This window comes from Janthinobacterium darwini (genome assembly GCF_051380905.1).
In the GTDB taxonomy this organism is placed as follows: domain Bacteria; phylum Pseudomonadota; class Gammaproteobacteria; order Burkholderiales; family Burkholderiaceae_D; genus Janthinobacterium.
This window is the reverse complement of sequence record NZ_JBNYXX010000003.1, coordinates 406,020-432,987: the sequence shown is the minus strand read 5'-3', so window position 1 is coordinate 432,987 and position 26,968 is coordinate 406,020. Positions and strand designations below refer to the sequence as shown.

Annotated in this window: 27 protein-coding genes; 17 read left to right on the top strand and 10 right to left on the bottom strand. The window is 64.5% G+C overall.

The features are described 5' to 3' along the window. Positions 1-20: 20 nt before the first annotated feature. Both ACQ4WZ_RS20440 and ACQ4WZ_RS20435 read right to left on the bottom strand, forming a co-directional pair. The gene (locus tag ACQ4WZ_RS20440; RefSeq protein WP_101484279.1) at positions 21-338 is read right to left on the bottom strand and encodes a hypothetical protein; all 318 of its coding nucleotides are present in this window, start codon (positions 336-338) and stop codon (positions 21-23) included. Between the two features lie 128 nt (positions 339-466). Further along, positions 467-793 (bottom strand): hypothetical protein, encoded by a 327-nt coding sequence (locus ACQ4WZ_RS20435; RefSeq protein WP_436574369.1) that lies wholly within the window; start codon positions 791-793, stop codon positions 467-469. A 289-nt stretch (positions 794-1,082) separates the two neighbouring features. Here ACQ4WZ_RS20435 and ACQ4WZ_RS20430 point away from each other — a divergent pair, with 289 nt between their 5' ends. From ACQ4WZ_RS20430 to ACQ4WZ_RS20400, 7 genes are all read left to right on the top strand, one after another. Further along, complete coding sequence (locus ACQ4WZ_RS20430; protein ID WP_166674906.1) at positions 1,083-1,397, top strand: DUF4148 domain-containing protein; 315 nt, start codon at positions 1,083-1,085, stop codon at positions 1,395-1,397. A 125-nt stretch (positions 1,398-1,522) separates the two neighbouring features. After that, positions 1,523-2,935 carry an efflux transporter outer membrane subunit gene (locus tag ACQ4WZ_RS20425; RefSeq protein ID WP_436574368.1) on the top strand — a complete coding sequence of 471 codons (1,413 nt, stop codon included), beginning with the start codon at positions 1,523-1,525 and terminating at the stop codon, positions 2,933-2,935. A gap of 73 nt (positions 2,936-3,008) precedes the next feature. Beyond that, positions 3,009-3,515, top strand: coding sequence for a MarR family winged helix-turn-helix transcriptional regulator (locus ACQ4WZ_RS20420; RefSeq protein WP_101484275.1), 507 nt, complete (start codon positions 3,009-3,011; stop codon positions 3,513-3,515). Between the two features lie 10 nt (positions 3,516-3,525). Then, complete coding sequence (locus ACQ4WZ_RS20415) at positions 3,526-5,673, top strand: FUSC family protein (protein ID WP_436574367.1); 2,148 nt, start codon at positions 3,526-3,528, stop codon at positions 5,671-5,673. Then, on the top strand, positions 5,660-5,863 hold the full coding sequence (locus ACQ4WZ_RS20410; protein ID WP_436574366.1) for a DUF1656 domain-containing protein: 204 nt from the start codon (positions 5,660-5,662) through the stop codon (positions 5,861-5,863). Before ACQ4WZ_RS20415 ends, ACQ4WZ_RS20410 begins: the two co-directional genes overlap by 14 nt. 48 nt (positions 5,864-5,911) lie before the next feature. After that, positions 5,912-6,820 carry an efflux RND transporter periplasmic adaptor subunit gene (locus ACQ4WZ_RS20405; RefSeq protein WP_133993755.1) on the top strand — a complete coding sequence of 303 codons (909 nt, stop codon included), beginning with the start codon at positions 5,912-5,914 and terminating at the stop codon, positions 6,818-6,820. Then, positions 6,817-7,737 carry a LysR family transcriptional regulator gene (locus tag ACQ4WZ_RS20400; RefSeq protein WP_101484272.1) on the top strand — a complete coding sequence of 307 codons (921 nt, stop codon included), beginning with the start codon at positions 6,817-6,819 and terminating at the stop codon, positions 7,735-7,737. The genes ACQ4WZ_RS20405 and ACQ4WZ_RS20400 overlap by 4 nt, the downstream gene beginning before the upstream one ends. Positions 7,738-7,743: 6 nt before the next feature. Here ACQ4WZ_RS20400 and ACQ4WZ_RS20395 read toward each other — a convergent pair whose 3' ends face one another. The 5 genes from ACQ4WZ_RS20395 to ACQ4WZ_RS20375 all read right to left on the bottom strand — a co-directional run bounded on the left by ACQ4WZ_RS20395 (position 7,744) and on the right by ACQ4WZ_RS20375 (position 11,990). Further along, on the bottom strand, positions 7,744-8,280 hold the full coding sequence (locus tag ACQ4WZ_RS20395; protein WP_436574365.1) for an ester cyclase: 537 nt from the start codon (positions 8,278-8,280) through the stop codon (positions 7,744-7,746). 136 nt (positions 8,281-8,416) lie between these two features. Then, positions 8,417-9,163 (bottom strand): SDR family oxidoreductase, encoded by a 747-nt coding sequence (locus tag ACQ4WZ_RS20390; RefSeq protein ID WP_101484270.1) that lies wholly within the window; start codon positions 9,161-9,163, stop codon positions 8,417-8,419. A gap of 220 nt (positions 9,164-9,383) precedes the next feature. Next, positions 9,384-9,608, bottom strand: coding sequence for a hypothetical protein (locus ACQ4WZ_RS20385; protein ID WP_101484269.1), 225 nt, complete (start codon positions 9,606-9,608; stop codon positions 9,384-9,386). Positions 9,609-9,620: 12 nt separating this feature from the next. Next, positions 9,621-10,292, bottom strand: a complete 672-nt coding sequence (locus ACQ4WZ_RS20380) for a thiol:disulfide interchange protein DsbA/DsbL (RefSeq protein ID WP_101484268.1) — start codon at positions 10,290-10,292, stop codon at positions 9,621-9,623. A 147-nt stretch (positions 10,293-10,439) separates the two neighbouring features. Beyond that, positions 10,440-11,990, bottom strand: coding sequence for a TonB-dependent receptor domain-containing protein (locus ACQ4WZ_RS20375; protein ID WP_436574364.1), 1,551 nt, complete (start codon positions 11,988-11,990; stop codon positions 10,440-10,442). Between the two features lie 258 nt (positions 11,991-12,248). On the opposite strand from ACQ4WZ_RS20375, the gene ACQ4WZ_RS20370 reads away from it, so the two are divergent. Further along, positions 12,249-14,537: a M1 family metallopeptidase gene (locus ACQ4WZ_RS20370; RefSeq protein ID WP_436574363.1), complete on the top strand. Its 2,289-nt coding sequence runs from the start codon at positions 12,249-12,251 to the stop codon at positions 14,535-14,537. Next, entirely contained in the window at positions 14,534-15,421 is an 888-nt protein-coding gene (locus ACQ4WZ_RS20365; protein ID WP_436574362.1) for a hypothetical protein, read from the top strand. The genes ACQ4WZ_RS20370 and ACQ4WZ_RS20365 overlap by 4 nt, the downstream gene beginning before the upstream one ends. A gap of 2 nt (positions 15,422-15,423) precedes the next feature. Here ACQ4WZ_RS20365 and ACQ4WZ_RS20360 read toward each other — a convergent pair whose 3' ends face one another. Then, positions 15,424-16,314 carry a LysR family transcriptional regulator gene (locus tag ACQ4WZ_RS20360; RefSeq protein ID WP_133993767.1) on the bottom strand — a complete coding sequence of 297 codons (891 nt, stop codon included), beginning with the start codon at positions 16,312-16,314 and terminating at the stop codon, positions 15,424-15,426. Between the two features lie 112 nt (positions 16,315-16,426). Here ACQ4WZ_RS20360 and ACQ4WZ_RS20355 point away from each other — a divergent pair, with 112 nt between their 5' ends. Next, entirely contained in the window at positions 16,427-17,242 is an 816-nt protein-coding gene (locus ACQ4WZ_RS20355) for a DODA-type extradiol aromatic ring-opening family dioxygenase (RefSeq protein ID WP_133993769.1), read from the top strand. A 127-nt stretch (positions 17,243-17,369) separates the two neighbouring features. Here ACQ4WZ_RS20355 and ylqF read toward each other — a convergent pair whose 3' ends face one another. Continuing rightward, on the bottom strand, positions 17,370-18,317 hold the full coding sequence (gene ylqF / locus ACQ4WZ_RS20350) for a ribosome biogenesis GTPase YlqF (protein WP_101484263.1): 948 nt from the start codon (positions 18,315-18,317) through the stop codon (positions 17,370-17,372). A 200-nt stretch (positions 18,318-18,517) separates the two neighbouring features. Here ylqF and ACQ4WZ_RS20345 point away from each other — a divergent pair, with 200 nt between their 5' ends. Together ACQ4WZ_RS20345 and ACQ4WZ_RS20340 are read left to right on the top strand one after the other, a co-directional pair. Next, positions 18,518-19,315 (top strand): hypothetical protein, encoded by a 798-nt coding sequence (locus ACQ4WZ_RS20345; RefSeq protein WP_436574361.1) that lies wholly within the window; start codon positions 18,518-18,520, stop codon positions 19,313-19,315. Positions 19,316-19,466: 151 nt separating this feature from the next. Further along, entirely contained in the window at positions 19,467-19,859 is a 393-nt protein-coding gene (locus ACQ4WZ_RS20340; RefSeq protein ID WP_436574360.1) for a hypothetical protein, read from the top strand. A gap of 14 nt (positions 19,860-19,873) precedes the next feature. Here the strand turns inward: ACQ4WZ_RS20340 and ACQ4WZ_RS20335 are convergent, their stop codons facing one another. Next, complete coding sequence (locus ACQ4WZ_RS20335) at positions 19,874-20,800, bottom strand: histone deacetylase family protein (RefSeq protein ID WP_101484260.1); 927 nt, start codon at positions 20,798-20,800, stop codon at positions 19,874-19,876. Positions 20,801-21,044: 244 nt separating this feature from the next. On the opposite strand from ACQ4WZ_RS20335, the gene ACQ4WZ_RS20330 reads away from it, so the two are divergent. The 5 genes from ACQ4WZ_RS20330 (at position 21,045) to ACQ4WZ_RS20310 (ending at position 26,888) form a co-directional block, all read left to right on the top strand. Beyond that, positions 21,045-21,953, top strand: a complete 909-nt coding sequence (locus ACQ4WZ_RS20330) for an AAA family ATPase (RefSeq protein WP_436574359.1) — start codon at positions 21,045-21,047, stop codon at positions 21,951-21,953. A 5-nt stretch (positions 21,954-21,958) separates the two neighbouring features. Then, complete coding sequence (locus tag ACQ4WZ_RS20325) at positions 21,959-22,945, top strand: DUF58 domain-containing protein (RefSeq protein WP_436574358.1); 987 nt, start codon at positions 21,959-21,961, stop codon at positions 22,943-22,945. Beyond that, on the top strand, positions 22,942-24,963 hold the full coding sequence (locus ACQ4WZ_RS20320; protein ID WP_436574357.1) for a transglutaminase TgpA family protein: 2,022 nt from the start codon (positions 22,942-22,944) through the stop codon (positions 24,961-24,963). The genes ACQ4WZ_RS20325 and ACQ4WZ_RS20320 overlap by 4 nt, the downstream gene beginning before the upstream one ends. Positions 24,964-24,971: 8 nt before the next feature. After that, on the top strand, positions 24,972-26,117 hold the full coding sequence (gene mltB, locus ACQ4WZ_RS20315) for a lytic murein transglycosylase B (RefSeq protein WP_436574356.1): 1,146 nt from the start codon (positions 24,972-24,974) through the stop codon (positions 26,115-26,117). 438 nt (positions 26,118-26,555) lie between these two features. After that, entirely contained in the window at positions 26,556-26,888 is a 333-nt protein-coding gene (locus ACQ4WZ_RS20310) for a hypothetical protein (protein ID WP_101484255.1), read from the top strand. The last annotated feature ends 80 nt before the right edge of the window (positions 26,889-26,968 follow it).

Below are 26,968 nucleotides of genomic sequence, written 5' to 3'. Positions count from 1 at the left end.
TCCGCCGGATCGGGCCCGGCTCAGGCGCCCATGCGCACCAGCGCATGGCCCACATGCTGCCACCAGTGATCGCGCGACTTGACCTGCTTCAGGCAAGACGTGTCGATCTCTGCGGGGAACACGCGATCCTGGCAAGCCTTCGTTGCCAGGGCATAGCGCTGGTTTTCCGCCGCCGCCAGGGCCACGACCAGCCAGAACGCCAGCGCCAGCAACACCACCAGCAAACTCCAGGCCAGGTGATTGGTGTTACTTTTTTCGCCAAAAAACTCGCGTGGCCGCGTCTCGCGGTACATCAACATCAAGTCTTTTTCTTTTTCTTCCGACATCTGCGTTTGCATCCTCTGACATCCTATCCTGTGCCGGCCGGCTGGCCATGGCGGCGCGCACGCCGCCTTAACCTCATTTTACGCTGAAGGCGAAGGAGGGACAGTAATTCGTGGCGGCTATTCTCAGTCGGCCGCCCGGATCAGGGACGCGGCGCCGGCACCTGCGGCGTGCGCGGTGTGCCCTCCTCCTCTGCCGGCGGCACGGGCACCATGCGCTCCACATGATCGACGTCGATGTCGCCGCCATCGGGTGCCCCGTTGTGGGGCTCCACGCCGGCCCGATCGCCAGTGCCGGCAGCATCGCTGTCGTTATCGAGCTCTTCTGCATCCTGGCCGGGCACGCCCTGCATGTCGCTGCCGCTGTCAGAACTGTCGCTGGGCCCCAGCACGCCCTTGCCATGGCCGCTGCCCAGGACACGGTCGGGCATGACGGGCAAATTGTCCGGATCGAGTGTGCTGCCGCTCATGGCTGACTCCTCTTGATAAAAAAACCAGCTTACTCCCCTCGCCCAGCCAGCGGCGCACGCCTGCACGGCATTCTCCACGGGGGGGGGAATGCGGCGGCGCACAAATATCTTCAAAAAGTACTTCACAAATGTACTATTCATTGCTATAGTTAATTCAAGTAAGCACCTTCTCATCCAGAAACTGCTTCATCGGCGGCAAAGCGCCCACCAGCGCCTTGCCGCCGAACCGACCGGTACGTGGCGAGCCGGCCCATCCACCCAGCCATCATGCACATATTGGAGTTTTATCATGCAAGCCAAATCACTTATCGCAGCATTGTTTGCCATCACCACCGCTACCTCGGCTTTCGCACAAAGCACGGCGCCGGCCACCAGCCAGCAGCTGAGCCGCGAGCAAGTCACGGCCGAATACATCCGTGCCCGCAACGCCGGCGAAATCGCCACCAGCGAAGTCGACTATCCGAAAACACCGGCCACCGCCACCAGCAAGGTGACGCGCGAGCAAGTCATGGCCGAGTTCTACGCTGCCCGCAAGGCTGGCCTGATCCCGCAAACGGAAGCGGATTTTGATGTCGCGCAAACCACCAAGCACGTCGTGCAATAAGAAACCAGTCAGCCGGTTTCAGTCAGTAACAACTCAGTTGCGGCGCAGCACTCGGGCACTCCCGACGCTCACCGCGGCGAGCTGTCAGCAGCACCCCCAACACTATCGCCTCCCGGAGTCACTGCATGTCCCTGCACCGCCGTTTGCTTGCCGCCAGCCTGATCCTTGCCTTGAGCGCTTGCGCCGACATGGGCCATATCGCGCCGCAATCGGCCATGCTCGACGCCAACAAGCTGGCGGCCAGCAAGGCCATGGATGCCGCCGCCAGCGCCGCCATACAGTGGCCCCGCGCACAATGGTGGCAAGATTTGCATGACCCCCAATTGAACCGTTTGATGGAGCAGGCGCTGGCCGACAGCCCCACCCTGCGTGGCGCCCAGGCGCGCGTGCGCCAGGCCGAGGCGCTGGCTGGCGCGGCCGAGGACAAGACCCGCCCGCAGGCGGACGCGAATGTCTCCATCAACCGCGAACTGTATTCACAGCACGGCAGCACGCCGGCGCCCCTGGCCGGCAATTACGCCTGGCGCAACCAGGCCACCGTCACGGCTTCGTACGATCTGGACTTGTGGGGACGCAACCGCGCCGCCCTGTCCGCCGCCCTGGGCGACGTGCAGATGGCCTCGGCCGAATCGCAGATGGCCCGCCTGGCCCTGGAAACGGCGCTGGTGCGCACCTACATCCAGCTATCGTATGAATTCCAGCTGCAGGACGTGATCGAACGCAGCCTGGCGCAGCGCGCCCGCATCCTCGACATCACGCGCCAGCGCAAGGCGGCCGGCATCGGCACCGATATTGACGTGGCGCAAATCGAAACTACGCTGCCCGCAGGACGCCGCCAGCTGGAGCAGTCAGCCGAGTCGCTGGCCCTGCTGCGCAACCAGCTAGCGGCCCTGGCGGGCAAGGGGCCGGCAGCCGGCGCGGCACTCACGCGCCCCGTGCTGCGCCTGGACCAGCCGCTGGCCATCCCCGCCGCCCTGCCGGCCGACCTGATCGGTCGCCGGCCCGACATCGCCGCCCAGCGCTGGCGGGTGGAAGCGGCGGCGCACCGCATCGATGCGGCCAAGGCCGAGTTTTACCCGAACGTCAACCTGGTGGCCTTTGCCGGCTTCCAGGCCTTCGGCTTCAGCCATTTTCTCGACGCCAACTCGGACATCCGCGGCGTCTCGCCCGCGCTGAGCCTGCCCATCTTTGCCGGCGCCCGCCTGCGCGCCCAGCTGGGCAGCCAGACGGCCGTGTACGACGGTGCCGTGGAGCAGTACAACGCCACCGTCATCAACGCCATGTCGGAGGTGGCGAATGCCGTCACCAAAGCACAATCGCTGGAAAAACAGCACCAGCTGACGGTGCAGGCGCTGGCCACGGCACAGCGCGCGCGCGACCTGGCGGAAAAAGCCTACAAGGCCGGCATGAGCGACGCCATCAACATGCTCAACACGCAAGTGGCCCTGCTGGCGGAAGAGCAGCAGCAGGCGCAAAATGGAGCGCGCGAGCTGGACCTGTACGTTTCCTTGATGAATGCATTAGGAGGCGGGATCTAAGCTTGCAATCCTGGCATTGCCATGGCTCAACAAGATACAATCGGAGCTTTATTCACACATGAAGGAATATGACATGACCGCTTTTGACGCCACCTCCAAGCGGCTGCAAAACATCCGCACGCGCATGCCAGGCTTCCCCATGGAACTGATGCGCCTGTTGCGCATGACGTACCACATTCAAAAAGGCATGAAGGACTTGACCAATGCCGCGCTGAAAAAGCACGACCTGGTCGATGCCAGCTACATGGTGCTCGCCGTACTGTACGGCACGGACGACGAAACGTCGAACGCCTGCACCCTGGGCATGGCCTGCCATGAAAAACCGGCCAACCTGACACGCGTGTGCAACGACCTGGAAACGCGCGGCCTGATCCACCGCGGCACGCGCCCCGGCGACCGCCGCTCGGTGATGATTTCGCTGACCGACAAGGGCCGCACGCTGATCGAAACGGCGCTGCCCGACGTGTACCAGGAAACCTCGGCCCTGTACGAAGGGTTCACGGACGAAGAGCTGCAAGTGCTCGACAAGCTGTACATGCGCCAGTTGCGCAACCTGAACAATCTCAACAACCAGAACTGATAGCCTATCGATGACGCCAGCCACAGCAACAACATTCACGCAAGGCCCCCTGACCCGGGCGGCCCACTGGCTGGCGCTGGCGCTGCAGGACTGGCGCAAGACGGAAGGCGAACGCTGGATCTACGTCGGCAAGACCCTGATCGCCGCGTTCTGCGCCCTGTGGCTGGCCTACCGCCTGGGACTCGATTCCCCCAGCACGGCCATGACCACCACCATCATCCTGGCCCTGCCCAGCAGCGGCATGGTGCTGGAAAAAAGCTTTTACCGTTTGTGTGGCACCCTGCTGGGATGCACGGCCGCGCTGACCCTGATCGGCCTGTTCCCGCAGCAGCCGGTGCTGCTGTTCGCCGGCCTGGCCCTGTGGGTGGGCCTGTGCACGAGCGGCTCGGCCCTGCACCGCAACGCCCAGTCGTATGTGTATGTGCTGGCCGGCTACACGGCTTGCATGATCGTCTTGCCCGCCATCGAGCAGCCGATGCAGGCGTTCGCGCTGGCCGTCACGCGCGTGGCCGAAGTCGGCCTGGGCATCATCTGCTCGGCCGCCGTCTCCAGCGTGCTGCTGCCGCGTCACCAGGGCACGCAAGTGATGCGCACGGTGCAGGCGCGCTACGGCAAATTCCTCACCTTCTGCCAGGACGTGCTGCAGCAAAAACTCACGCCGGCGCAAGTGGAACTGACGCATTTGCAGTTTGCCGCCGACGTGGCGGCGCTGGAACAGGGCCGCTCGGCCGCCCTGTTCGAAGTCACCAGCAAGGTGAGCCACGTGCGCGCGCAAAACCGCAAGCTGCACGCCTTTAACGCCACCTTCATGACGGCGCTCACTACCTTCTATACTTTCCACCGCCTGTTCGACCGCCTGCAGCGCGATGGAGAGACACAAGTGATGCAAGCCTGCGCGCCCCTGTACGCCATCGTCGCCGAAGCGCTGCAAGCCACGCCTTCGCAAGACTCGCTCGACACCATGCAGCGGCATCTGCAAACGGCGCTGGCGCTGGCGCGCGCGGAGATTGACAGTGCGCACATCAACCACGCGCAGCGCATCGATTTCGACACCATGTGCGAACTGCTGGAACGCTTCGCGCGCGACATGAGCCGCTTTCACGAAGTCTATTTCAGCCTGGCGCATGACACGCCCTTGGCCATCAGCACGCCGCAGGCGTATGCGCCAAAGACGCCGCCCGCGCTGGTGATCGCCAGCGGTGCGCGTGCGGCCATCAGCCTGGCCCTCTTGGCCCTGGGCGCCTATTTCCTGGCCTGGCCCCATGCCAGCACGGCGATGTTGATGGCGGCCGTGTTCTGCGCGCTGGCCTCGTCCTCGCCGCGCCCCATCATGATGATCCGGCAAGTGCTGGCGGGCTTTCTGATCGCCATGCCGCTGTCGCTCGTGTGCGTGTACTTCGTGCTGGTGCACGGTGACGGCTTCCCCATGCTGGTGCTCAGTTTTGCGCCCTTCCTGGCCGTGGGCCTGTATTTGATGACGAATCCCGCCAAACTGGGCGTGGGCCTGGGCGTGTCGACCTTTATCACACAGATGGCACCGACCAACGTGATGCATGTCGATGGCGCCGCTTTTCTCAATACGGGCATGGCGCTGATCGTCGGCCTGATGCTGGCTGCCCTCGTGTTTGCCGTGCTGCTGCCCGAGCACACCATGGGCCACAAGGACCATATCGGCCCGGCCCTGTGGCGTGAAGCCCTGCATGCGTGCACAGCGCCCGCGCGCCGCGTGAAACACCGTTTCGACAACCGCGTGCGCGACCTGCTCAGCCAGCTCAACGCGGCGGCCGGCCCGGCGCCGGGTGTCGCCACGCGCGCCGTCGTGCGCCAGGCCCTGACCTTGCTGGAAATCGGCCACTCGGTGATCGATCTGCGCGAACTGATCGCCAGTTCCTCCGGCAACAGCGCCGCGCACGACGCCCTGCAGCGCTGCGTGGACAGCATCGCCGCCTGGCTGCGCACGCGCGGCGAAGCGCAACTGCAGGGGGCGCTGGCCGCCACCCTGCAGGCGGGCGCCGTGGTGCGGGCGGCCCAGGCTGCCAGCGGCACGGCACCGGAACAGGGCGTGCGCCTGCAGACGGCGCTGGTCGACCTGCATTCGATCTACACCTCATTACTCGACAACGTGGCGCCTGGCGCCGGAGAACATGATGCCGCGTGAATTCGCCCTGTTCGGAATTCTGATTCCTACCCTGCTACCCCTGTTCATCCTCAGCATCGGCCTGCAAACCCTGCTCGACCGCGTGCTGGGCTGGCTGGGCGTTTACCGCATGGTGTGGCATCCCTCGCTGGCGCGGCTGTGCATCTTCATCGCCATCTTCGGCGCGCTGGCTTTATCGCTGTACAAATAACGTTCAAATAAAAAAAATGTTCAATCTGATCAAGGAAAGGATGCCGACATGGTAGCCAAACTGACCCGCTATGCCATCACCCTGCTGCTCCTGGCTGCGGCCCTCTGGATAGGCAAGACTGTCTGGAACCGCTACATGGAATCGCCATGGACGCGCGACGGGCGCATCAAGGCCGATATCGTCAATATCAGCGCCGACGTGGCCGGCACTGTCACGGACGTGCTGGTGCGCGACAACCAGGTGGTGCAAAAAGGCGACGTCCTCTTCGTCGTCGACAAGGAGCGCTATGCGAGCGCGCTGGCGCAGGCCGACGCCGTGCTGGCCACGCAAAGGACGGAGCAGGGCCGCCGCGGCAAGGAAGCGCAGCGCCGCGCCAATCTCGACGCCAGCATCATCTCCACGGAAAGCCGCGAAAGCGCCGCCTTTGCCGCCAGTTCGGCCTCGTCGCAAGTACAGGCCGCGCTGGCCGCCCGCGCGCTGGCCCAATTGAACCTGGAACGCACCACCGTGCGCGCGCCCGTCAGCGGCTACGTGACCAACCTGAACGTGCACAAGGGCGATTTCGCCGCCGTCGGCGCGGCCAAGCTGGCCGTCATCGACAGCGCCTCGTACTATGTCGTCGGCTACTTCGAAGAAACCAAGCTGGGCATGCTGGCGCAGGACGACAAGGCTGAAATGAATCTGATGAGCGGCGGCACCCTGCATGGCCACATCGAGAGCATCGCGCGCGGCATCACCGACCGCGACGCCGCCACGGGCCGCGAATTGCTGGCTGACGTCAATCCCACTTTCAACTGGGTGCGCCTGGCGCAGCGCGTGCCCGTGCGCATCCACATCGACGAGCAAGACAAGAAGCAGGTCCTGGTGGCCGGCACCACCTGCACCGTGGTGATCACGCCCCATTCTGCTCCCCCTTCAAGGCCCGCACCCAAGCCTGCGGCCGCGCACCCCGCATGAGCCGCAGCGGCGGCGCCGGGCGCCTGGCAGAAATCGCCCTGTTCCTCGACGCCGCGGCGCTGGGCAGCTTTTCCGCCGCCGGCCGCAAGCAAGGCCTGTCGCCAGCCGCCGCCAGCGCCGCCATCGGGCGCCTGGAAGCCGCACTGGGCACCACCCTGTTCGAACGCACCACGCGCCAGCTGCGCCTGACGGAAGAAGGCCGGCACTACCGCCTGTACAGCGAACAGGCGCTGGACTTGCTGGCGCAGGCGGAAGACGGCTTGCACGGGGACGCCGGCGCCGTGCACGGCGTGGTGCGCATCTCGGCGCCCTCCGATATCGGCCGCCAGCTGCTGCTGCCGATGCTCGACCGCTTTGCCGCGCTGCACCCGCAGGTGCGCCAAGCGCTGACCCTGACGGACGCCACGGCGAGCCTGGTGCACGACGACATCGACCTGGCCATCCGCTACGGCGAGCTGCCCGATAGCGAGATGGTGGCGCGCCTGCTGCATCCGGGCCGGCGCGTCGTGTGCGTGGCGCCCGCGCTGGCCGCCAAGGTGGGCCAGCCGAACGTGCCGCGCGACCTGACGATGCTGCCTACTCTGGTGCTCACGGCGGGCGACGGCGCGCCGCAGGAATGGCGCTACCGAGAAGACGGCAAGCGCCACAGCCTGCGCCTGCAGGGGGCCTGGCACAGCAACGACGGCGAAATCATCCGCCGCTGGGCCGTGGCCGGCCATGGCTATGCCTACAAATCCCTGCTCGACATCGGCGACGACCTGCGCGCGGGGCGCTTGCAAACGGTGCTCGACGATTACTTTGCCGATAGCGTCCCCCTGAACCTGCTGTACCGGCGCAACCGCTTCCAGCCGCCGCGCGTCGCCCTGCTGATCGACTTCCTGCTGCAGCAGTTCGCCGCCCTGCCGGCGCAGAACTAGGCTACCTCAGGGTGGCAGCACGCCCAGCTGGCGCAGCAGGGCAAGGTTGTCTTCCAGGTGCCAGTTCTCGCTGATGCGCCCCTGCGCATTGACCTGGTACAAATCAAACGCCTGAAAATCGATGGCTTGCCCCTGTCCCTGCACGATCCCTTGCGGCGTGGGGAAGACGCCCGTAAAGCTGCCCGTGAAATGCAGGCGCAGGGTGACCCGGTCGCCCGCTACCAGCATCTCCTCGATGCCTACCTTCAAGTCCGGAACGGCGGCGTGAAACACTTGCGACGCCTTCAGCGGGCCGGCCAGCCCCTGAGGGCGGCCAGCTGGCAAGGTGCGGTCAATAAAATCGTCGGCCAGCGCCAGGCGCGCCAGGGCCGGATCGCCGCTCTGCCAGAACGCGGCGTAGCGGCGCGCCGCCAGCGCCACCGCGCCGGTGGCGCTGGCGCCGGACAGGTGGGCGGGCATGGGCAGGTTCATGGCGGCATGGACTGGCGCGGCGGCCAGCAGCGACAGGGCCAGGATGGCGGGGGAAAAAGCGGAAGCGGACATGGTAGTTCCAGGTGGGTTGATCGGTGTGCACATCGCACATCGCCATTCTGGACTCGCTTGCATTAATTGATAATTGGCCCCACGCCTGAATCAATTGCTTGCTGTAGTTGAAAATAAGTTGAAGCCGAGTTGAAAATCAGCGCCCGCCCGCCACGTCGAGGAGGCTGCCCGTCACATACGTCGCACCCGGCCCCAGCAGATACAGGATGGCGCCGGCGATTTCTTCCGGCTCGCCGCCGCGCTGCATGGGCACGCCGGACGCCAGGCGCGCCACCCGCCCAGGCTCGCCGCCAGAGGCGTGGATGTCCGTATAAATGATGCCGGGCCGCACGCCGTTGACGCGGATGCCTTCGGCCGCCACTTCCTTTGCCAGGCCGAGGGTAAGCGTATCGACAGCGCCTTTCGAGGCCGCGTAATCGATGTACTCGCCCGGGGAGCCGATGCGCGCGGCCACCGACGAGACATTCACGATACGCCCGCCCTGGCCGCCGTTCGCCGTCGACATGCGCCGCACGGCTTGCTGGCAGCACAAAAAGTAACTGATTACGTTGGTGCGCAGCACGCGTTCCAGGCGCTGCACGGAAATATCGGCCAGCCGGCATTTCTGCTCCAGCACGCCCACATTGTTGACCAGCGCCGTCAAGGTCCCCAGGCGCGCATCGACTTCGTCAAACAGGCGCGCCACGTCCGCTTCATTGCCGACATCGGCCTGCACGGCGATGGCCTCGCCGCCGCCAGCCATGATGCGCGCGCACAGTTCTTCGGCCGACCGCGCATCGCGCACATAATTGACGCAGACGGCATAGCCCTGGCGCGCCGCCAACAGGGCGGTCGCCGCGCCGATGCCGCGGCTGCTGCCAGTAATCAAGATCACTTCCTTCATCGTTCCTCCAGAATGGTTGTGGCTTCATGATACCCGCAACCAGCAGACGTAAAAAAGCCCGCACAAAGCGGGCAGTTTTCCTATCCATCCTCATCGTCACAACACCGGAGAAAATCGTAGCGAGCGGCAGTGATTTGTGGCCGAGAAGCGCAACCGTACTCTAGTACGGTGAGCATCGCCGGCCGCAAAGCGCGACGCGCAGTAGATTTTATCCGGTGTTCTATGACCTGAAATGCGTCATGGCGTAGCTCAGATGCTGCCACCAGTGCTCGCGCGACTGAACGGACGCCAGGCATTTCGCGTCGACCTCGTTCTTGAACGCGGGGTCCACGCAAGCCTTGGTGACCAGCGCATTGCGCTGGTTTTCCACGTTGACGACGGCCAGCGCCAGCCACGCCACGAGGGCGAGGGCCAATACGCACAAGGTCCAGGGCAGCTGTTTCATGACGTTCTCCGCTTACTTCTTCGCTGGCGCGGGAGCGCGCTCTTTCAGGACGCGCGCCACCAGTTCATCCATCACGCGCAGGGTCGCTGTCTGGGTCTGCGGCTCGGACTGGCCAGGACGCGACAGCTGGGCCGGCGACGTGACGAAGCGGCCATCGATGACGATGGTCGGCGCACTGTCGATCTTGCTGGCGGTGATCAGCTGCTCATTGCGTTTCAGCTTGGTCTGCACGCCGAAGGAATTGAACATATCCAGGTATTTCGCCTTGTCGATGCCGTTCTTCACCAGCAGCTCGAGGATGGCGTCATCGCGGTTCAGGCGGTTGCGCTCGACGTGGATGGCGCGGAAGATCTTGTCGTGGAACTGGTCCAGCTGGCCCATCGCCTCCAAGGTGGCATAGGCGTGCGCCTGCGGATCTTTCGGGCCATTGAAGGCCAGGTGGATGCGGCGGAAGGCGATCTTGTCGCCCTGTTTCTTGACCCAGTCGTGCATCAGCGGATCGAGCGCATAGCAATGCGGGCAGGAATACATGAAGTACTCGACCACTTCCACCTTCTTGCCCGTGTCCGTGCGCACTGGCGTCGGAAGCGTGGTAAAGCCGGTATCGGCCGCCATGGCGCCGCCGGTGGCCGCCACCAGGGTGACGGCGGCAAGCAGGGGACGCAAGAAACGCATAAAACGCATATTAATCCTTCATCATAAAGTGGTCGTGAACGGGGCGAGATTACCACTTTTTGCGGCGGGCGATGAGGCCAGGCCGGAAAAAAAGCACGTTTGCACGCTCCGTTTGCGCCTGATTAAGCCACTTTTAAGCGCCGCTGCGCCCCAGTGTCAGAAATGGTAGCGCGCCGACACGCGCAGCTGGCGCGCATCGTTGAGGTAAATGCTGGAGCGACAGCCCGGCGCATCGCCGTAATGGCGGCGGTTGGCCAGGTTGCTGCCGGCCAGTTCCAGCTCCCAGGCGCCCAGCTTGCGCACATAGCGCCCGTCCACGGTGGCGAATGCGGGCACTTGCGCCAGGCAGCTGTTGGCGAAATCGGGGCCATAGCGCAGCGCGCGCAGCCATTGCACGCCAACGTCCGCGCTGGCGCCGGCCTGCCCCGTCCAGTACAGGCGCAGGCTGGCCAGGGTCTTGGGCACGAGGGCGATATCCGGGCCATCGTAGGCGTAGTCGTCATAGCGTGCATGCACCTGGCGCAGCTCAGCGTCGAGGCGCCAGTCGCGCGCCAGCGCCATGCTGGCCTCGATGGCGATGCCATCGCGGCGCGAGGGGTCGAGGTTGCCCGCAAAGCCCAGCTGGCCCAGGCTCTGGTCGAAGACGATCTGGTTGCTGAGGCGCTCGCTGAAGACGCGCACGGAAGCGCTGCGCGCCGCGTCGCCGAAGGTGGCGCCCACTTCCGTTTCGCGCCGCAGCTGTCCCGCCAGGGGACGGTAGCCGGCGCGGGTATAGCCGTCGTCATCGATGCGGTAGCTGCGCGCGGCCTTGGCGTACACGCTCAGTTCCGGGCGCAGCTGCAAGCTGCCCTGCAAGTCCCACGCGTTCTGGTTTTCCCAGTCGCTGCCGCCGGCTGGCATGTCGGCCGGATCGAGCTGGAACTGTTCATGCCGCAGCCCCAGCAGCAAACGCGGCGCATACGCGCCACCAAAAGCCAGTTCTTCGCGCAGCAGCAGCGCACGCGAGTACTGGCGGCGCAGCCCATCGCCATCGCGGCCCGGCGCGTCGCGGCCCGAGCGCCGCTCCCACTGCATCAGGTCCAGGCCCACTTCCGTGTCCGTGCCAACGCCGCCCACCTTGCCGTAATGGCGAACGCGGGGCGCCAGTTGCCGTCGGCGGCTGCTGTACCTCGATTCGCTGCTGCCCTCCTCGCCCGCATAGTGGGCCGTGGCGCGCTTTTCCCGCTGCGACAGTTCCACGCCCAGCTCGAAATTGCCCACATAGCGCTGCACGAAGGCGCTGGCACGCCGCACTTCGTAGCGGTACAGGTCTTCCGGGCGGGCCGCCAGCAGGGCCAGGAACGGCGCCTCGGGCGCCGGATAGCGGGTGTTCTGGTTCAGCTGGTCGGCACTGAAGCCGAAGCGCCCCTGCCGCGCCTTCCATTCGGCGCCCCCATTGAAGCCATGCTGGTGAAACACGCTGCCATCGCGGTAATTGCCATTGCGCTGCCTGTCGATGGCCACATCGAGCGACATGCCATCCTGGTCGCGCGACAGAGCGCCGCGCACGCTGTGCTGGCCGCCCTGCCCCAGTTCGGCGGACAAGTCGCCATGCGTGACGCCGGCCGCGCCGCCATCCACGCTGTCCTGGGCGCACGCCGGCATGGCCAGGGCGCACAGCAGCAAGGTGCGCATGGCGATGGTCAGGGCGGGAGAGGCAGGCATCATGGCGGGAAGCTGGCTGCGCTGCCGGGAGGCGGGCGCACGGTAGCGGGGCAGAGGGATGGCAAAGCGAAACATTATACGCACGGCGCGCGGCGCCGCAAGCAGCGCTCCGGCGGTGCTTGCGGCACTCCCATATTTGATTGGTTATTTGGCATTTTTGCAGGTATATTAAGTAAAGTGCGAGGTGCGCCCGGCGATCCTGGGCGCAGCCGACTGCATTTGAAAATCAACAACAATAAGAAGTCACTGTAGGAGTCACGCATGGGAAGTCGCAGCACAACGCGCCGGGGGCCGCCAAGTCCCCGCGGCACGCGCCGCAGCATTGGTTTTTTCCCCGTCTCGGGCAAGCTCAAGGCCCTCTCCATCGCCGCCATGCTGCTGGCCGGCCTGGCCCTGCAGGCCGATCTGTTCGCCCAGCCGGGCCAGGGCAAGCCAGCCAGCGCGGCCATCGCGCTGGCGCCGGCCGCCGACGGCATTGCCCTGGCCTTGCCGCACGCGTCCGCCGTCAGCAAGCCCAGCGCCAGCAACGCCTGGGGCGGTGCGCGCACGGCTGCGCAAGCGACCCTGTCTGACCGCGTGGTCGACTACCAGATCGAAGCGACGCTCGATCCCGTCAAACACACCATCGCCGGCCAGCAGAAACTGCGCTGGCGCAATCGAAGCGCGCAAGCGGTCAGCAGCGTATATTTGCACCTCTACCTGAATGCGTTCGAAGGCGAACATTCGACCTTCTTCACCGAGAAGCGCAAGCTCGATAAGGGCTTCCGCTCGGGCGTCGAGACGCGCGACGGCGAATGGGGCTATATCGAACTGCGCAGCATGACGCAGAACGGCGCCACGGCGCCCTCGCATTTCGTCCAGCCGGACAACGGCCCGGCCACCGACCGCACGGTCGTGCGCGTCGACCTGCCGCAGCCCGTCGCGCCGGGCATGGAGACGACGCTCGACATCCGCTTCTTCGACCAGTTGCCGCGCGTCATCGCGCGCACCGGCTATTTCGGCAGCTTCCACCTGGTCGGCCAGTGGTTCCCCAAGATCGCCGTGCTGGAACTGCCCGGCGAACGGGGCGCCACCGCGCCGCGCTGGAACGCGCATGAATTCCACCTCAATTCGGAGTTCTACGCCGACTTCGGCAACTACGACGTGAAGCTGACCGTGCCCAAGGAATACACGGTGGGCGCCACGGGCGAGTTGCAGGGCGCACCGCTGGAAAAGGACGGCATGCTCACGCATCACTATGTGCAGGGCGACGTGCACGATTTCGCCTGGACGGCCGACAAGCGCAGCGCGCAGCCATTGATGGGCAACTGGAGCGGTCCCGGCAGCCCGCCGGTGGCCATCAAGGTACTGTACCCGCCCGAGTACGCGTCCAACGCGGGGCCCGCGCTGCAGGCGGCCAAGGACTCGCTCACGTATTTTTCGCGCACCCTGGGCGCGTATCCGTACAAGACCTTGACAGTGGTGATTCCGCCGTTTAATGCGGCCGAAGCGGGCGGCATGGAATACCCGACCTTCATCACCGCCTCGAGCTACGCCACGCTGCAGCCGAAGACCTTGGCCGGATTCGGCCTCGATTTCGTCACCATCCATGAATTCGGACATGGCTATTTCTACGGCATCCTGGCCTCGAACGAGTTCGAGGAACCCATCCTCGACGAAGGCTTGAACGAGTACTGGGACCAGCGCATGCTGCGCGCGCGCGGCCAGGACATCCACGCCACCACGCCCCTGCTCAAGCGCCTGGGCTTCGCGCCCTCCTTCAAGGTCTTCGAAGGCGAGCGCCTGGGTGCGCCGCGCCAGGATGCCGCCGACCCGCTGGGCCAGAATGCCTGGGACCGCCTGCAGGGCGTGGGGCCTGTCTACAGCCGCACGGCCATCACCATGCGCGACCTGGAAGCGCGCGTCGGCAGCGAGGCCATGGAACGGGGCTTCAAGGCGTATTACGAACAGTGGAAATTCCGCCACCCCAGCGTGGCCGACCTGCGCGAAGCGCTGGCCGAGGCGACGGGCCAGCGGCGCATCGTGGAACAGGTCTTCGCGCAGCAAGTCTATGCCAGCGCGAATATCGACGACCGCATCGGCAGCTTCACGAGCGAAGAGCAGACGCCGCTGGCCGGCATGGTGCTGGTGAACGGCAAGCGCGTGGAACGCACGGCCGAGGCGCTGGAAAAGGAAGAGAAAAAAGTGCGCGAGGCGTGGGACAAGGCGCACCCGGACGCCAAGCCCGGCACGGGGCCCTATCCGTATCTCACCAGCGTGGTCCTGCGCCGCCGCGGCGCACCCGTGCCGCAGGTGCTGCTGGTGAAATTTGCCGATGGCACAGCCGAACGCGTGGTGTGGGATAACGACCAGCTGTGGCAGCGCTACACCTGGAGCAAGTCCGTGAAGGCCGTCTCGGCCGAACTCGATCCCGACCGCGTGCACTACCTCGACGTCAACAAGCTCGATGACAGCCGCACCCTGAAGGCCGATACCTCGGCCGCGCGGCGCTGGAGCTTCGACCTCGCCGCCGCCTTCCAATACCTCCTTTCCCTGATTGCCATCGTATGAGCGCCACTTCCACGACACGGGCCAGCGGCCTGACCCTGACCATGCGCGCCAGCCGTGCCGCCCTGCAATGGCGCTTGCTGCTGCTGTGGCTGGGACTGCTGCTGATACCGACCGTTGTCGCCATCATTCCCCTCTGGCGCACCTTGAGCGCCAGCCTCGATCAGGCCGTGCATGCGGCGGCACTGGCGCACAAGCTAGACCTGATGACCCTGGCCGACCTGATCGCCAACACGGGACGCAACGGCGCCGCCATCAGCCAGGCCGCCATCGCCGGCATCATCCTGACCCTGTTGTTGTCGCCGCTGCTGAGCGGCCTGGTGGTGACGGCCGCGCGCGCCCCTGCGCCCGCCGGCTTCGGTCCCCTGCTGACGGGCGCCTTCAGCGAATACGGCCGCATGCTGCGCATGTTGCTATGGAGCATAGTGCCGCTGGGCGTGGCGCTGGCGATCGGCGCCGGCGCGCTGAAACTGGCTGACAAGCACGCGGCGAAAGCCATCCTGGAAGCCGATGCCGACCTGGCCCGTCATCTGGCCTTGCTGGTGACGGGCCTGCTGTTCCTGCTGGCTTGCGCCACGCTCGATGCGGGCCGCGCGGCGCTGGCCATCGACCGGCGCCGCACTTCGGCCGTCAAGGCCTGGTGGCGGGGCCTGGGCATGCTGCGCCGACGTCCGCTGGCCTGCCTGGCGATCTACCTTGTCATCACCATGCTGGGACTGGCGCTGTATGCGCTGCTGGGCGTGGCGCGCCTGAACCTGGCCGCCCCGGATCCGCTGGCCATCGTGGCTGGCCTGGTGGTGACGCTACTGGCAACGCTGGTGCTGGCGTGGATGCGCAGCGCGCGCCTGTTCGCGCTGATCGACGTCAAGCGCTCGCTCGCCTGGTGATGTTATCTCCCCAGGCGCCCTTCATCGGCCAGGAAGTCGATGAAGGTGCGCACTTTCGACGACAGGTAGCGGCGGCTCGTGTAGACGGCGTACACCTTGCCGCCCGCCAGCTTGAAATCATCGAAGAGGCGCACCAGCCGCCCCGCCGCCAGATCCGCATCCGTTTGCCACGATGGCAGCAGGGCGATGCCCATGCCGTCGAGCGCGGCCGCGTGCAGCAGGCTTTCGTTATTGCATTGCAGCACGGGCGAGAACTTCACTGTCTCATGTCCCTGCGGGCCGTCAAACGTTAATTCATTGCCGTTTGATAACAGCGAATAGCTGATCATGGCGTGCTGCGCCAGATCTTGCGGCACATGCGGATGACCGGCGCGCGCCAGGTAGGCGGGCGCGGCCACCAGGTGAAAGGCGATGCTGCCGATAGGCCGCGCGATCAGGGTCGGCGACGGCGCCTGGCTCACGCGCAGGGCCAGGTCAAAGCCCTCTTCCACCAGGTTCACCACGCGGCCGCTCAAGTCGATGTCGAACGTAACCTCCGGGTAGCGCTCGCGGTAAGCCACCAGGGTGCGCGTAAAGATGGCGTTGGCGAACCAGACAGGGGCGCTCAGGCGCAACATGCCCCGCGGCACCACCGTCGTGCGACCCACGGTTGCCTCCACCTCGTCGAGATTGTCAAGCATGTCACGGCACTGTTCAAAATACACCTTGCCGATTTCCGTCAGGCTCAGATGACGGCTGCTGCGGTTCAGCAGCCGCGCACCCAAGTGGCGCTCCAGGTGCATCACATGCTTGCTGACCATCGCCGCCGACAGATCCAGACGTACACTGGCGCGCACGAAACTGTCCAGTTCCACCACGGCGCGAAACACGCGCATGCTGCGCAAGGTATCCATGAGCACCCCATCATCAACAAAATGGAAATGATATATCAATAATTGCGATCTTGATCAACTGACCGAGCATGACTATCATCGATAGCATCAGCCATTCCCCTCAGGAGCCGCCATGCAAGAACACACTTTCCCCACCTACTTCCTGTCGCACGGCGGCGGCCCGTGGCCGTTCATGAAGGACCAGTTCGGCGACCGCTACGACGTGCTCGAAGCGTCCTTGCAAGATATCCCGCGCCAGATCGGCGCGCGCCCGAAAGCCGTGCTGGTCGTCACGGCGCACTGGGAAGGGCCGCAATTTCTCGTCTCGGCCAGCCCGCAGCCGGGCATGATCTACGATTATTCGGGCTTTCCGCCGCACACGTATCAAATCCAGTACCCGGCGCCCGGCGCGCCGGAACTGGCGGCGCAGGTGAAACAGTTGCTTGACGGAGCCGGCCATCCGGCGCGCCTGGACCACGAGCGGGGTTTCGACCACGGCACCTTCAGCGCCCTGTTCCCCATCTACCCGCAAGCAGACGTGCCGCTGGTGCAATTGTCGCTGAAACACGGCTACGACCCGCTGACGCACGTCGAGGTGGGCCGCGCGCTGGCCAGCCTGCGCCGCGAGGGCGTGCTCATCGTTGGTAGCGGCCTGTCTTACCATAACCTGCGCCAGTTCGGCCAGGCGGGCGCCGTCGCCTCGCACCGCTTCGACGCCTGGCTGCGCCAGACGATGGCCTTGCCACCAGAACAAAGGCTGCAACAGCTGCTGGCCTGGGACCAGGCGCCCGGTGCGCGCCAGGCCCATCCGCAGGAAGACCATCTGCTGCCGCTGATGGTGGCGCTCGGTGCGGCCGAGCAGGAAGCGGCGCACGTCGTGTACCACGAGGAAGATTTCTTTGGGGCGCTGGCCGTGAGCAGTTTCAGGTTTGGCAACGCAGCCCAATGAAACCCGAACGCGGAAATGCCGGGGCATGGGTCAGACCCTCAACGCCGCTAACGATTGATTCAGCGCCAACGTCATCGGGGGTCTGACCCCAGAATTTAAAAAAGCCGCTAGCTAGCGGCTTTTCTTCTTACGTGCCGCGCTTGCCGCGCGCCGCATTCTTCGCCTTTTCGGCGGCAATCGCTGCCGCTATGGCCGCTTTTTCCGCCATCTCAGCCGCGTGCTGGGCCAGCAGGGCCGCGCGCGTGTCCGGCGTTTCCAGCGAGATGCGCCCGAGGATGCCGCTGCGGTAGTCCAGCAGCAAGGTATGCGAAGCTTTCTCGAAATCGTAGTCGCCGCCCTTGATGCGGAAACCGCGCTTGGCGGCAATGCCCTCGACCACGCCGATGGCGTCGACTTCACCGACCTTGGTGCCATAGCGGGCCGCCAGCAAGTCTGGATAGCGCTTGAGCAATTCCTCGGCCAGGAACACGGCCACTTCCTCTTCGATCAGCGCGTTCGAGCCGATGGCGTGGCTGGCCGCCAGCATCAGGCCATCGCTGGGGATGGCGATCTTCGGCCACAACATGCCGGGCGTGTCGACCAGAATGGTGTTCTTGTCCAGATACAACTTTTGCTGCATCTTCGTCACGGCTGGTTCGTCGCCCACCTTGGCTACGCGCTTTTTCAGCAGCGCATTCATCAGGGTAGACTTGCCCACGTTGGGGATGCCCATGATCATGATGCGCAGCGGCTTGGTCGGCACGCCGCGGTGCGGCGCCAGCGATTTGGCCAGGTCCGGGATGCGCGCCACATCGCCCGGCTTCTTGGTCGTCATCGCATACGCGGTCACGCCTTCCTGGGCATTGAAATAGGCCACCCAGGCGGCAGTGGCAGCCGGATCGGCCAGGTCGGTCTTGTTAAGTATCTTCAGGCAAGGGCGCTGGCGGAACAGGCGCAGCTCGTCCACCATGGGATTGCAACTGGCTGCCGGCAGGCGCGCGTCCACCACTTCAATCACCAGGTCGGTATTTTCCATGGTCTCGGCCGCTTTCTTGCGGGCCGCGTTCATGTGTCCTGGGTACCATTGTATCGCCATGCTCTTGCCTTCAGTTCGTTCAGTCAATCCGCTATTTTACGTGGTTGCCGCCACGACGTCCCATTTTCCGCCGCCAGCGCCAGTCGTGCGACGAGGACGAGACAATTGGTGATAATTTAGCAGTTACTTGAATGATAATATTCGCAGTCCGTCCAGCCTGGCCGGTTTCCCTATTGCACGCTCAACCTGGCACGCGTTCCATGCAACTTCCCCGTTTTTTCCTCCTCGCCTCGCTTTGCACCTGTCTGCTGCCCGCCATGGCCCAGGAAATGGCGGCGGCGCCTGGCGACACGGCCCGCCAGGAAATGCAGCCGGTTGTCGACGTGCAAGGTACGCGCGATCCCGACCTGCGCCCCTACCGCACCATGCTCAAGGGACTCGACGCGTATGCCGACCACCAGCGCCTGGCGCCGGGCGCACCGTTGCGCTTCATGCTGTTCCCCGCCACGCCCCAGGGCAGGCTCGATGGCGTAACTCTGCACCTGTCGGCTGACAACCTGTCGATTCCCGTCCCCCTGGCGGCGGACGGCGGCTTCACATTGACGCGCGACAAGACCGCCTACGACGCGAATGCCGACCTGGTCAGCAACAAGAAGCGCGATACCCTGCGCTGGCGCGCCGACATCCACACGCCGGGCCTGCCACAGAACGTGCGCCGCCTGGGCGACTTGCGCCTGGAATGCGAAATCCGCTGGGCAGTCGAGCAGGATGACCTGCCCTTTGTCCGGCGCAAGCTGTTCCGCCTGGCGGGAGGGCCCTGCCACTCGTCGCTGATCCACGTGCCGTTTCCCGTGTTCCGCAAACTGCTGGCCGTACAGGCGCGCTCTGGCGAGCGCACGCTGGACATCCGCGTCACGGACGACCGCCAGCGCTACGTACCGCCGCTACATGACCTGAGCTGGGAGGACGACACCCTGCTGACCATCACTTACGCCGACGACGGCAACATGGCGGAAGCGCCGCCCGCAGCGCCCATGAAGGCAGCGCTGCGCCAGTGAGGCGCACCCGCGAAGTCAGGTCGAATATTTCCAATTGGATTTTTATATTTACTGAAGGAAACAAAAAAGTGTGCTCTAATATCGCCTCTTAAATGAAAAGCAATTATTTTCCGGGCTGGCTTCGGGAGATACGCGATGGGGATAGGTCGATATGATGATGGAACACACTGGCATGGCGCCAGCGGCACATGGGGAATGCAAACGTGGCAGGCCGCGCCCGGCCAAGGCGACGCCCAAGCGCGTGCCGCGCAATGGCAGCCTGTTGCAGTGGAAGAAGGAAAACCTGCAGTTACGGGGACAGGTGGCGCAACTGGAAGAGCGCCTGAAGCGCCAGAGCGCGGACAGCTATGGCTTGCAAGTGCTGTATGACCAATTGGTCAATGAAATCAAGCACCACCGCGACATGTTGCAGCTCGACAGCTTCGACGCGGACAAGTCCGCAGGCGTCTACACGCAAGCCTGGCGCCGCTTCATGGCCGGCGACGCACTCGACTACCAGACCCACCGCCACACGAATTCCCGCAGCCGTCCTAGCCTGCTGTAGTTACAGTTCACCCCTTACAGCTCCGCCAGCGCCTTCACATGCGCCGCCACGCTGCGGCCCAGCGACGACAGGTTGTAGCCCCCCTCGAGGCAGCTGACGATGCGGCCCTTGGCATACTGATTGGCCACGGCCATCATCTGCTGCGTCAGCCACGTGTAGTCGGCCTCCACCAGGCCCATGCCGCCCACGTCGTCTTCGCGGTGGGCATCGAAACCGGCGGAAATGAAAATCATCTGCGGCTGCTGCCGGTGCAGTGCCGGCAACCAGTGGTCAAGCACCAGCTGGCGCACGGCATCGCCCTTCGAGCGGGCCGGCACGGGCACGTTGACGCGCGTGTCCGTGTAGGACTCGACGTCGCTGTACGGATAAAACGGGTGCTGGAAAAAACTCACCATCAGGATGCGCGGGTCGTTCGCCACGGATTCGGCCGTACCATTGCCATGATGCACGTCAAAGTCGACGATGGCGACGCGTTCGAGCCCGCGCACGTCGAGCGCATGCTTGGCGGCAATGGCGACATTGTTGAACAGGCAGAAACCCATGGGCTCGCTGGGCCGCGCATGGTGGCCGGGCGGGCGGATCGCACAAAAGGCGTTGCTGATCTCGCCATCGATGACAGCGTCCGTGGCAGCCACGGCCGAACCTGCCGCCGCCAGCGCCGCGTCGTAACTGTGCGCGTTGAGCAAGGTATCGCCGTCGAGCGGATAGTAGTCGCCCTCGGGCGGCACATTGTCGCGCACCAGGCCGATCGCCGTGGCGCTGTGGTTGCGCTCGATGTCAGACATTTGCGCGCGCGCGCCGTCACGGTGCTCGACCAGGTCGCTGATGTGCGCGAGGATCAATTGATCGTTGATGGCCTGCAAGCGGGCCGGCGATTCAGGGTGCCAGTCGCCCATTTCATGGCGCTGGCAATCGGGATGGGTATAAATGGCTGTGCTCATGCGCTGTACTGGTTACCTCTGTCTCTGCTCTCTATCCATACCGGGAACGCACGCCGGAGTTACCGCAGAGCATTCCTGCCTGCCTGGCGCGTTCTCGCATAAAATCACTGGCTGGTCTGTGCCACCCTTACCGCGTTTGCTGTCACTCTAATCTACCACGAGCGCGCAGCGGGCGGGCGGCGCCATTTGACCTGGCCAAAGCGATTGTAAATTAAATAATCTCACGTACTGTGATAGAAATAACATGTTTTCGAAAATACACCAGGCCGCACAGCAGATCGGCGAAGTTCTCGTTGGCAAACATGTCCAGATCCGCCAGACCCTCGCCTGCGTGCTGGCGGGCGGCCACCTGCTGATCGAAGACGTGCCTGGCGTGGGCAAGACCACCTTGGCCCATGCGCTGGCCATCTCGCTGGGGCTGCAATGGAAGCGCCAGCAATTTACCAGCGACCTGCTGCCGGCCGACGTGGCCGGCATGAGCGTGTATGACCGCGGCAGCGACAGCTTCATCTTCCACCCAGGTCCCCTGTTCACGCAAGTGCTGCTGGCCGACGAGATCAACCGCGCCACGCCGAAGACGCAATCGGGCTTGCTCGAAGCGATGGAAGAGCGGCAAGTGACGCTCGATGGCGTCACCCACGCGCTGCCGCAGCCGTTTTTCGTCATCGCCACGCAAAACTGCGTGCACCAGTTGGGCACCTTCCCCCTGCCTGAATCTCAGCTCGACCGTTTTCTCATGTGCGTCACTCTGGGCTACCCCGATACGGCAGCCGAACGGGCGCTGCTGCTGGGCGCCGACCGCCGCGCCATGCTGCAAACCTTGCCGGCCGTCATGAACGCGGAAGAATTGCTGCAGGCGCAAGCGGGCCTGCGCGCCATCCACGCCTCGCCCGCCGTCGTCGACTACGTGCTGGCCCTCGTGCATGCCACCCGCGTGCCGGGCGTGTTTGCCGATGGCCTCAGCCCGCGCGCCGCGCTGGCCCTGTTGCAGGCGGCGCGCGCCTGGGCCGCCCTGGCCGGACGCGACCACGTCACGCCCGACGACGTGCAAGCCGTACTGTTACCCGTCTGCGCCCACCGCCTGCATGCGGCGCAAGGGTCCACGGACAGCCGCGCCCTGCTGCAGCACATGCTGTTGAGTATCCCCGTCTGACCGGCATGCGTTGGGGCAATATTTCATGGTTTCCCACGCGCCCCTGGCTGGGCGCGCAGCGCGTGCACATCCGCCCCTCGCGCGCGGGTCTGGCGTTTGCCGCCCTGCTGCTGGCACTGTGGATCGCCGCCGTCAATTACCGCCTGGGCCTGGGCTATGCGCTGACGTATTTCGCGGCCGCCTGCGCTATCGCCGACATGCTGTTTACCAGCCGTAACCTGGCGGGACTGTCGCTGGCGGCCACGCCAGGCGAGCCCGTGTTTGCCGGCAGCCACGCTTTTTTTACCTTGCACCTGATCAACCGCAGCACCCGCCCGCGCCATGCGATCCGCCTGGCCATCATCGGTTCGCCGCTAGCACCGAGCCTGGCCGATATCGCCGCCCACGGGGAGACGGCCGTCAGCATCGGCATGCCGGCACCGCAACGGGGCTGGTTCGATGCGCCATCCATCCTCCTGTCCGGCAGTTTTCCACTGGGCCTGTTTGTCGCCTGGTGCCATTGGCGGCCCGACGCACGCGTGCTCGTGTACCCACAGCCAGAACAGAATGCGCCACCGCTGCCCTTGCTGGCCGGCACGGTACGGCAGGCCCGGCAGCCTGGCACGCGCGGCGGAGTCGTGGAACTGGCGGGCGTGCGCGCCTACCAAGCCGGCGACCCCTTGCAGCGCCTGGCCTGGCGCCAGATCGCCCGCCATGATGGCGAGCATTTGTTCAGCAAGCACTTCCAGCCTGGTGCCGACGCGCCAACGGGCGTAGCGCACGGCACGCATGGCAACCTTATGCTCGACCACGCGGCCCTGCACGCGCTGGCGCCGGAAGCGCGCCTGTCACGCCTGGCAGCCTGGGTGCTGCAGGCGGAACGCATGGGCCTGCCGTATGGCTTGCGCCTGGGTGCGCTGACTCTGGCACCGGCCCTGGGCGCCAATCAGCGCGACGCCTGCCTGCGCGCGCTGGCCCTGCATGGCTTGCCTCAGCGACAGGAAACGCCATGATGCGCTGGCTAAGCAGCTTGCCGCGCGACAAGGCCGACATCCTGCTGCTGTTGCTGGCCGCCGCCATGGTGCTGGCACCGCATGCGCTGCACCTGCCCCCGTGGTTGTCGGTAGCGACAGCGGCACCGCTGCTGTGGCGCGCCATCATTACCGTGCGGGGCCAGCGCCAGCCGCAGCTAAGCGTGCTGGCGCCGCTGGCCCTGCTGGGCATCGCCGGCGTGTACGCCAGCTATGGCAGCGTGCTGGGACGCGATGCGGGCGTGGCCATGCTGGCCCTGATGCTGGCCTTGAAATCGCTGGAAATGCATGGCCGGCGCGACATTTTTGTCTTCGTCTTCCTCTGTTTCTTTTTGCTATTGGCCAATTTTTTCCATGCGCAAGGCATCCTCAGCGCCGCCTGGATGCTCGCGACCGTCATCGTGCTGCTGGCCGCCCTGCTCTCGGCCCAGTACGGCACGCTGCAGCCCCGAATGGCGCAAAGGCTGGGCTTGCTCGGGCGCATGCTGGCGCTGGCCATTCCCCTGGCGGCCGTGATGTTTCTTGCCGTGCCGCGCGTCGACGGCCCCCTGTGGGGCGTAGCACCAGAAGGGGCGCAGGCGCGCACGGGCTTGTCCGACAGCATGCAGCCGGGCGCGATCGCCTCGCTGGCTCTGTCGGGCGAACCCGTCTTCACGGCCCGCTTTTCCACGACGATTCCGCCGCAAGACCAGCTGTACTGGCGCGGCGTGGTGCTGGGTGACTACGACGGCGCCACATGGACGCGCCGGGGCGCCGGCCGGCATGCGCCTGCCAGCGACAGCCGCATCGACATCACCCTCGAAGGCCAGCCCAGCCAATACGAAGTGACCTTGCAAGCGAGCGGCCAGCGGCGCATTTTCGCGCTGGACCTGCCGCGCAGCATCGAACGCCTGCCCGGTAATCCGTATGTCGTGTCGTCCGCGCTGGAAGTGCTGACCATACAGCCCATTGCTTCGACCGTGCGCTACCGCGCCAGTTCCCAGTCCCGCTACCGGCTGCAGGCGGGCTTGTCTTTGACCCAGCAGCAGCCATGGCTGGCCTTGCCCGCTGGCAGCAACCCGCGCAGCGTGGCCTGGGCCCGCGCCTTGCGCGGCAGCGGCGCGCGCGCGCTGGCCCCCGCCGACGCCATCGCCGCCGTGCTTGAGTATTTCCGCCGCGCGCCATTCCGCTACACCCTGCAGCCACCGCTGCTGGGCAAGCAAGGCGTCGATGACTTCCTGTTTAGCACGCAGGCGGGCTTCTGCGAGCATTACGCGGGCAGCTTTGTCGTGCTGATGCGCGCCATGGGCATCCCAGCGCGCGTCGTCACGGGCTACCAGGGCGGCCTGCGCAACGCTGCAGACAACAGCTTGAGCGTGCGCCAGTCCGATGCCCATGCCTGGAGCGAAGTGTGGCTGGCGGGCCGGGGCTGGGTGCGGGTCGACCCCACCAGCGCCGTTGCGCCCCTGCGCACGGAGCGCAACCTGGACGCCGCCCTGCCGGCGGCCCCGTCGCCGCTGACGGCCTGGCGCGCCCTGGCCGGCCTCGATGGCGGCGCGCACGGGACGATTGCCGCGTGGCGCCAGCAATGGCAGCAAGCCGAGCACGCCTGGAGCAGCTGGGTGCTCGACACCACGCCGCAACGCCAGCGCGCCATGCTCGATAGTGTGAAAAATTTGCCGGCTAGGACCCTGGCATTCGCTTGCGCCGTGCTGGCCTTGCTGTCCGCCATGGCCGGCGTACTGGTCTGGTGGTGGCAAGCGCGGCAAGGCGATCCCCTCGAGGCCCTGTACGCACAGTTTTGCCGCCAGCAGGCGCGGCGCGGCTACAGCCGTGCGCCGCATGAAGGGCCGCACGGTTATGCTGCCCGCCTGGCCGCAGGCAAAGCCACGCCCGAAACGCATGCCGCCATCGCACAGTTTCTGGCAATCTATGCCGCGATGAAGTATGGTAATGCCAACCCATACGAACAATCCCGCGCGCGGCACAGCTTGCGCCGCCTGTTAACCCAATGCCGATGAGACGCTCCTTGTTACCGATCAAAACCTCCGCCCTGTCCCTGCTCCTCTCCCTTCCCCTGTGCCTGGCGACCGCGCACGCGGGCGAAAACAGCAATATTTCCGCAGCCGACCGCGCCCGTGCCGTGCGTGCGGCCAAGGCGCCGCCCGCCAAGGCGACGGCAAAAAAAGCACCGGCGAAATTCGACTTCGAAGGTGAGTTTGTCGACTATGCCAACTGGAAAGAAGTACGCGCCTTCCTCGATGAAATGTCCGCCAAGCACGGTTTTGACCGCGCCGAACTCGATACCCTGATCGGCAAGGTGCGCTATGTCGAGTCAACCGTGCAGTTGATGAAGCCGGCCCCGCCTGGCAAGCCGAAGAACTGGCAAGCCTACAGCGCCCGCTTCATCGAGCCGGTGCGCATCAATGCGGGCGTGAAATTCTGGGAAGAGAATGCCGAAGCGCTGGCGCGCGCCGAACGCGAATATGGCGTACCGGCCGAAATCATCGTCGGCATCATCGGCGTGGAAACCGTGTACGGCCGCAACACGGGCCGTTTCCGCGTGCTCGATGCGCTGACGACCCTGGCGTTTTCCTATCCGGAAAGCCCGACGCGCGCCGCGCGCATGGAATTCTTCAAGGGGGAACTGGAAAACGCGCTGCTGTACGCACGCAAGGATGGCATCGATCCCTTGACCCTGCTCGGCTCGTATGCGGGCGCCATCGGCCTGCCCCAGTTCATGCCCAGCAGCATCATGAAATACGCGGTGGACTTCGATGGCGATGATCACATCGACCTGCGCAATTCCACCGCCGACGCCATCGGCAGCGTGGCGCATTTCCTCGTCGAACACGGCTGGCGGCGCGATGATCCGGCCATCAGCACGTATCGTGTCACCGTCTCATCCAGCCACGCCTGGGAAAAGTTCATCGGTCAGGGCTTGCAAGCCAAGTACCGGTTGGCAGAATTGCAGGAAGCCGGCGTGAGTACCGTCTCATCCCCGCCCCAGAACTTGCTGTTCGGCTTGATCGATCTGCAAAATGGTTCAGAAGCAACTGAGTATCACTTGGCAAGCAATAACTTTTTTGCTATAACTCAGTACAACAGAAGTTATTTTTATGCCATGTCTGTCATCGACTTGGGCAAGGCCATCAGCCAAGTGCGCGCACGCTAACCGAAAGTCAGTGTAAAGTTATAATATTACTTGTAAGAAAGCGTAAGCGATGTTGAAGCGACCAGCAAACAGGTCTATGGTGGGAGCGATAACATGTGCCAGCCTCGCTCGCCAGCCTTTGTGCGGCACGGAATACAGAAATGGTTCTACACTTAACTTTTGTCAAAGTACAATTTTTGTTCTATGATAGAGCATAATAAAGAATAAATAGCTGTTGCAACAAGACAACACTTATTTTGCGCAAAGCAAGATTATCAGGCTTTCCGGTCTGAAATTGAATCCTGCTGTACAATTGTGTATATATCATGAAAAACTGTATCCCGGATCGTACCGTGTGTGAATTCGTTCCTTTTGGTAAAGAATGAACATGAACGCAGCAAGAGCGAGCTCCGAGTGTTTTTTACTTTGCAGTGCAACTACAGAAGGAACATTAACATCATGACAAACCAAGTCGGCATTGATATGAACAGCGATTCGGACTCCGACGATCTGCTCCAGTACAACCCAAACAGATTGCTCGATACCCTGATCGAAAACCTGCGCCTGAAAAATGACGCAGCGCTGTCCCGCGCGCTGGAAGTCGCGCCACCGGTCATCAGCAAAATCCGTCACCACCGCCTGCCCGTCGGCGCTTCGCTGCTGATCCGCATGCATGAAGTGAGCGACCTGAGCATTCGCGACCTGCGTTACCTGATGGGTGACCGTCGTAACAAATTCCGCATCAGCGACAAGCAATTCAAGCCAAAAGAAGGCGAAATGCCACAAGGCTGATCCTGCCAGTTTCGCAGGTTTTCCCTCCCCGCCATGGGGAGGGGGTATTTCCAGCACTTCTCAGGCCGTTCTGGCCGATA

Excerpts from the sequence above, each read along its gene's own strand:
- ACQ4WZ_RS20405 (WP_133993755.1), top strand. The coding sequence starts at position 5,912 with ATGGTAGCCAAACTGACCCGCTATGCCATCACCCTGCTGCTCCTGGCT.
- ACQ4WZ_RS20335 (WP_101484260.1), bottom strand. The coding sequence starts at position 20,800 with ATGAGCACAGCCATTTATACCCATCCCGATTGCCAGCGCCATGAAATG.
- ACQ4WZ_RS20375 (WP_436574364.1), bottom strand. The coding sequence starts at position 11,990 with ATGATGCCTGCCTCTCCCGCCCTGACCATCGCCATGCGCACCTTGCTG.
- ACQ4WZ_RS20360 (WP_133993767.1), bottom strand. The coding sequence starts at position 16,314 with ATGGATACCTTGCGCAGCATGCGCGTGTTTCGCGCCGTGGTGGAACTG.
- ACQ4WZ_RS20390 (WP_101484270.1), bottom strand. The coding sequence starts at position 9,163 with ATGAAGGAAGTGATCTTGATTACTGGCAGCAGCCGCGGCATCGGCGCG.
- ACQ4WZ_RS20435 (WP_436574369.1), bottom strand. The coding sequence starts at position 793 with ATGAGCGGCAGCACACTCGATCCGGACAATTTGCCCGTCATGCCCGAC.
- ACQ4WZ_RS20330 (WP_436574359.1), top strand. The coding sequence starts at position 21,045 with ATGTTTTCGAAAATACACCAGGCCGCACAGCAGATCGGCGAAGTTCTC.
- ACQ4WZ_RS20420 (WP_101484275.1), top strand. The coding sequence starts at position 3,009 with ATGACCGCTTTTGACGCCACCTCCAAGCGGCTGCAAAACATCCGCACG.
- ACQ4WZ_RS20400 (WP_101484272.1), top strand. The coding sequence starts at position 6,817 with ATGAGCCGCAGCGGCGGCGCCGGGCGCCTGGCAGAAATCGCCCTGTTC.
- ACQ4WZ_RS20385 (WP_101484269.1), bottom strand. The coding sequence starts at position 9,608 with ATGAAACAGCTGCCCTGGACCTTGTGCGTATTGGCCCTCGCCCTCGTG.
- ACQ4WZ_RS20345 (WP_436574361.1), top strand. The coding sequence starts at position 18,518 with ATGCAACTTCCCCGTTTTTTCCTCCTCGCCTCGCTTTGCACCTGTCTG.
- ACQ4WZ_RS20440 (WP_101484279.1), bottom strand. The coding sequence starts at position 338 with ATGCAAACGCAGATGTCGGAAGAAAAAGAAAAAGACTTGATGTTGATG.
- ACQ4WZ_RS20340 (WP_436574360.1), top strand. The coding sequence starts at position 19,467 with ATGATGATGGAACACACTGGCATGGCGCCAGCGGCACATGGGGAATGC.
- ACQ4WZ_RS20395 (WP_436574365.1), bottom strand. The coding sequence starts at position 8,280 with ATGTCCGCTTCCGCTTTTTCCCCCGCCATCCTGGCCCTGTCGCTGCTG.
- ACQ4WZ_RS20415 (WP_436574367.1), top strand. The coding sequence starts at position 3,526 with ATGACGCCAGCCACAGCAACAACATTCACGCAAGGCCCCCTGACCCGG.
- ACQ4WZ_RS20430 (WP_166674906.1), top strand. The coding sequence starts at position 1,083 with ATGCAAGCCAAATCACTTATCGCAGCATTGTTTGCCATCACCACCGCT.
- ACQ4WZ_RS20355 (WP_133993769.1), top strand. The coding sequence starts at position 16,427 with ATGCAAGAACACACTTTCCCCACCTACTTCCTGTCGCACGGCGGCGGC.
- ACQ4WZ_RS20410 (WP_436574366.1), top strand. The coding sequence starts at position 5,660 with ATGATGCCGCGTGAATTCGCCCTGTTCGGAATTCTGATTCCTACCCTG.
- ACQ4WZ_RS20320 (WP_436574357.1), top strand. The coding sequence starts at position 22,942 with ATGATGCGCTGGCTAAGCAGCTTGCCGCGCGACAAGGCCGACATCCTG.
- ylqF (WP_101484263.1), bottom strand. The coding sequence starts at position 18,317 with ATGGCGATACAATGGTACCCAGGACACATGAACGCGGCCCGCAAGAAA.
- ACQ4WZ_RS20425 (WP_436574368.1), top strand. The coding sequence starts at position 1,523 with ATGTCCCTGCACCGCCGTTTGCTTGCCGCCAGCCTGATCCTTGCCTTG.
- ACQ4WZ_RS20380 (WP_101484268.1), bottom strand. The coding sequence starts at position 10,292 with ATGCGTTTTATGCGTTTCTTGCGTCCCCTGCTTGCCGCCGTCACCCTG.
- ACQ4WZ_RS20310 (WP_101484255.1), top strand. The coding sequence starts at position 26,556 with ATGACAAACCAAGTCGGCATTGATATGAACAGCGATTCGGACTCCGAC.
- ACQ4WZ_RS20370 (WP_436574363.1), top strand. The coding sequence starts at position 12,249 with ATGGGAAGTCGCAGCACAACGCGCCGGGGGCCGCCAAGTCCCCGCGGC.
- ACQ4WZ_RS20325 (WP_436574358.1), top strand. The coding sequence starts at position 21,959 with ATGCGTTGGGGCAATATTTCATGGTTTCCCACGCGCCCCTGGCTGGGC.
- ACQ4WZ_RS20365 (WP_436574362.1), top strand. The coding sequence starts at position 14,534 with ATGAGCGCCACTTCCACGACACGGGCCAGCGGCCTGACCCTGACCATG.